Source organism: Kosmotoga sp. (assembly GCF_982836095.1).
Map to the genome: position 1 here is coordinate 1 of NZ_CEYIHJ010000161.1, position 4,235 is coordinate 4,235.

The following is a 4,235-nucleotide window of genomic DNA, read 5'->3' on the forward strand; positions in this document are numbered from 1 at the left end:
CGGAAATGGCTGCTACGAGTGTACTGCTTATTCCAATCAAAAATCCGAGAGCAAGGCCTCCAAACGATGCGTGGGCTGCGCCATCACCTATGAATTCTATTTTTCGTAAGACGACAACCGTTGAAAACAACGCTGTCAAAATGCTTACCAGTATGCTGGCGAAAAATGCGTTTTTTAAGAACTCAAAGACAAACATATCCTGAAAAAAACTCATAGTTCATGCTCCCTATGCAAATGGTCTTTTCCTCGTATCAACAAGTCAAAATCAGGAGAAAAGATAACCTGTAAATCCTCTGGAGATACTTCGTGAGTGCTCTTGTGACAATGAAGAGTTTTGTTCAGGCACATTATGCGATCACAGGCGTCAAAAACGAGTCCTATGTCATGGCTCACCATAAGCAGGGTAAGGCCCTTTTCTTTTTTCAAACTGCTGAGTAGTTCGTAAAAGGAAGCTTTGCCCATCTCATCGATACCTGCTTCTGGCTCATCGAGAATCAGAATTTCAGGCTCTGTTGCAAGAGCTCTTGCGAGCATGACGCGCTGGTATTCACCACCAGAGAGCACTCCGATTCTTCTGTCATAGAGCTCTTCAGCGCCCACGATTTTGAGCAACTCTTTCACTTTTTCCCAATCCGTACTATTGAAAAATCTCAATGGCCCTTTTTTCTTATAAAGACCCATAGCCACAGCGTCCTTAACGGATATGGGGAAATCTCTTTCGAAATCTTTTTGTTGGGGAAGGTAACCGATTTGCCCTTTTAGTTCTACCTTTCCCTGATAACCTTCAAGCTCTCCGATGATGGCTTTTACAAGCGTGGATTTGCCGGCACCGTTCGGGCCGATAAGTCCAACAAATTCCCCACGCCTTATTTCAAAGGATATATTTTGTAAAATGTGATTTCTTCCAACATTGTAGTTTAGATTCTCAATTTTCAAGATCACATCAATGGACATTTATAACCTCCATTATACGGGTGATATTCCAGTTTAGGAAATCTTTGAAATCCTTCTTTCCTATACCGAGAGGGTCGAGTTCAGATTTAGCAATTCCAGCTTCTCTAACCACTATTTCTATGGATTTGTTGTTTTGCTGGTATTCCCCAAAAGCGGCGATGTATTCTCCGCTTTTCGCGGCTTTGATTATATCTTTTAACTCAGAAATGGTTGGCTCGTCACCGTGGCCTTCAAAAAGGGAAACGGTGCCAATTCCAAAATCACGGAAAAAATAATAGAAGCTCGGATGTGACATCAATATTTTTTTGCCTGCAAAGGGAAGAAAATATTCTGATAGATTTTTATATATCTCTTTTAGATTGTCGATGAGCTTTTCTGCGTTTTCAGTGTAAAGATTTGCCTTTGAAGGTTCTATCTTCATTAGATCTTTTGTTAGGCCAGGAATTATATACTTGGTGAGCAAAGAAATCCCCAGCCAAATGTGTGGGTTTATATGATCTTCGTTTGGGGTAGAATCCGATGATGAACGAAGTACTTTATCAACATATGAGGAAACAAAAATGACCCTTTTCCCTGAACGTTCAAGCCAATCCAATTTTTCAGTCAAAAAGCTTTCCAGCTCAAATCCATTTGCAACTATTAGATCGGCACTTGAAAGTTTCCGGATATCTTCCATATTGGGTGAATATATATGTGGATTCTGACCGGGTTCAATCAAAAGGGTGACATTATCGGTTTCAGCAGTGATCTCTTTCAAGAGCAAATAATAGGGATTTATTGTGGTGATTATATTCAAAGCAAACAGCGAGGAAGTGATAAGTAAAATCAAAAATATGATGGCTATTATTGGTTTCACCGCACTCACCTCCTTTTCACTGTTCGGAAAGCTTTTTGCGGCATTCTGAGCATATGCCTACAAAATAAAATATGTGGTCGAGAATCTTGTAATCGTGTTTTTTTTCGAGTTCTTTCTGAATCCTATTGGCGAAACATATGTCAAAAGCCTCGAGCCTACCGCACATTTTGCAGTACAAATAATGTCTGGGGTGCTCTGTGGCTTTAAAAAAGTATCTCGTATTTCCGTCAAAGGTGATGGACTTTATCATTTCTCTTTCTTCCAAATAACAAAGCCCTCTGTATACACTGGAAAGATTGGGTTTCTCATCGAGATTCTGGTATATTTCCTCGGCACATAAAGGAACCTTAGAGCGTTCTATGAGGTTCAATATCTCTTTTCTAAGCTTTGTAAGACCTTTCAACATTATCACCTCGCGAATCGTTTGCGCAAATGATTTGCATAAGATTCTATAACAATCAGCTGCAGTTGTCAAGAAGTGAGTTAGAACTATATTAACGATTTATACCTTAAAGCTATGGCAGTAAGGGAGATTTTTAGTGTAAAATTGCGAAGAAGCTTTATGTTGGAGGGTTGTATGACATACTTGATATTCGCCACTTTATGTAGTGTTTCCATTATTTTGTTTCTTCGCTTTAGTGAAGGGATGAACCTGAACAGGTATGTTGTTACCAGCGCAAATTATTTAATAGCCTCTGTTATTACGCTTTTTTTGGTTTTAAAAGGCGATATTCTTTTGGATTCAGATGGAATGTGGAGTTTTTTAACAGAGTTTTGGGATGTTTTCAGGAATTCAAAAACCTTTTCTAATGCCGCCTCACCCTGGTGGGCACTCTTTCTCGGTGTCATTGCGGGAAATTTCTTTTTTCTCGCCTTTATTTATTATCAAAAGAGTTTGAAAGAAAGCGGCGTAGCCGTTACAGGTGTTATTGGGAAACTGAGCGTTGTGGTATTGCCACCATTCTTTGCTTTGGTTCTGTGGCTTGAAATACCTGGACCGATACGTTGTCTTGGAATAGTATTTGCCATCATCTCTGTGTTGTTGAGCGGAAAAAAGACCGGGGAATCTCATTTAAAACCAAGTGTTGCTGTAATTCTTTTCTTCATGTTCTCTGGCTTCGCAGAATTTTTCAATAAGCTTTTTCAGAAGTACGCAACTATTTCAACAAGGCCATTGTTTCTCTTTGCGGTTTTTTCAACTGCTTTGGTCATCAGCATGCCCTTTGTGATAAGAAGTCGTAAACCCAGATGGATTGAAGTTGGTATCGGTCTTGTGGTAGGGGTTCCCAACTTGTTCTCTTCATTTTTCCTTATTTCAGCATTGAATTCTGTACCGGCTTCTGTCGCATTTCCGTTGTACGGTATTGGCAGCCTTATGTTGATGAGCATTGGTGGAATGCTCTTATTCAAGGAGATTCTCGACAAAAAAGACTGGCTTATGATAGCCAGTGCTGTGGTTTCTATTGCTTTACTGAGCGGGGGAAACTGAGATGCGAAAATATGACCTGATCGTTATAGGCGCTGGTCCCGCAGGCCTTTTCGCATCGATAAATGCTGCCGCATGTAACCTGTCCGTGCTTTTGCTCGAAAAAAAGGATCGTCCTGGAAGAAAGTTGTTGATATCGGGTTCGGGCAAATGTAACCTCACTCATACGGGTACTCCAGATGAACTCTTATCTCATTACAACGGTGAAGAAAAGTTCGTCAAACCTGCGATTTATGCATTTGATAATAAAGACCTTATCGAATATTTCAACAAAATGGGAGTTCCAACTCTTATAACCGAAAATGGCAAGGTGTTTCCAGCATCCTTTGAAGCTAGAGATGTTTTAAAAATCCTTGTTGATGATGCGAGAAGAAAAGGAGTTTCAATTAAAACTTCATGCCCTGTTATTGCTGTCAAGAAAACCAATAAAGGATTTATTGTAAAAGCCACAGATAAGACCTTTGAATCCAGTGCGCTGTTAATTGCAACCGGGGGAAAAACCTATCCCTGGACGGGTTCAGAGGGTGATGGTTATCGCTTCGCAAAAGCGCTGGGCCACACCGTAATAAGCCCAGAACCCGCACTTGCACCGTTTTTTATCGAGAACTTTTCTTTAGGCGAATTATCAGGGCTTTCTTTCAAAGCTGCGAGAGTGTCTCTTTGGAAAAACGAAAGGAAAATAGTTGAAAAAGTAGGGCCACTTTTGATCACGCATAAGGGTTTTTCAGGGCCTGTGATACTCCATCTTTCAAGAGAGGCGCAAACGGGGGATGAGGTTTTGATTAATTTTCTTGATATTGATCCGGAAAAGCTCAAAAATGATCTTTTGACGCAGAAAAACATGCTTGTAAGAACGAGCTTGAAAAAACTCGGCTATCCATTAAGTCTGGTAGACAAGATAATGCAGAATTGTGGGGTTTCACTTAAAACGAACCTCAG

General features: G+C 40.4%; 6 protein-coding genes. 2 read left to right on the plus strand and 4 right to left on the minus strand.

The window, feature by feature from the left end; genetic code table 11:
* From AC3LHT_RS09225 to AC3LHT_RS09240, 4 genes are all read right to left on the minus strand, one after another.
* Window positions 1–214 (minus strand): metal ABC transporter permease (locus AC3LHT_RS09225; RefSeq protein WP_488662684.1); only part of this gene is annotated, 214 nt, incomplete at its 3' end.
* On the minus strand, window positions 211–954 hold the full coding sequence (locus AC3LHT_RS09230; protein WP_290645863.1) for a metal ABC transporter ATP-binding protein: 744 nt from the start codon (window positions 952–954) through the stop codon (window positions 211–213). The genes AC3LHT_RS09230 and AC3LHT_RS09225, both read right to left, overlap by 4 nt.
* Window positions 944–1,810 carry a metal ABC transporter substrate-binding protein gene (locus AC3LHT_RS09235; RefSeq protein ID WP_488662685.1) on the minus strand — a complete coding sequence of 289 codons (867 nt, stop codon included), beginning with the start codon at window positions 1,808–1,810 and terminating at the stop codon, window positions 944–946. The genes AC3LHT_RS09230 and AC3LHT_RS09235 overlap by 11 nt, the downstream gene beginning before the upstream one ends.
* A gap of 16 nt (window positions 1,811–1,826) precedes the next feature.
* Window positions 1,827–2,216: a Fur family transcriptional regulator gene (locus AC3LHT_RS09240; RefSeq protein WP_290645867.1), complete on the minus strand. Its 390-nt coding sequence runs from the start codon at window positions 2,214–2,216 to the stop codon at window positions 1,827–1,829.
* A 171-nt stretch (window positions 2,217–2,387) separates the two neighbouring features.
* Between AC3LHT_RS09240 and AC3LHT_RS09245 the strand changes: the two genes are divergently transcribed.
* Together AC3LHT_RS09245 and AC3LHT_RS09250 are read left to right on the plus strand one after the other, a co-directional pair.
* Complete coding sequence (locus tag AC3LHT_RS09245; protein ID WP_488662686.1) at window positions 2,388–3,299, plus strand: hypothetical protein; 912 nt, start codon at window positions 2,388–2,390, stop codon at window positions 3,297–3,299.
* A 1-nt stretch (window position 3,300) separates the two neighbouring features.
* Window positions 3,301–4,235 (plus strand): BaiN/RdsA family NAD(P)/FAD-dependent oxidoreductase (locus AC3LHT_RS09250; protein ID WP_488662687.1); only part of this gene is annotated, 935 nt, incomplete at its 3' end.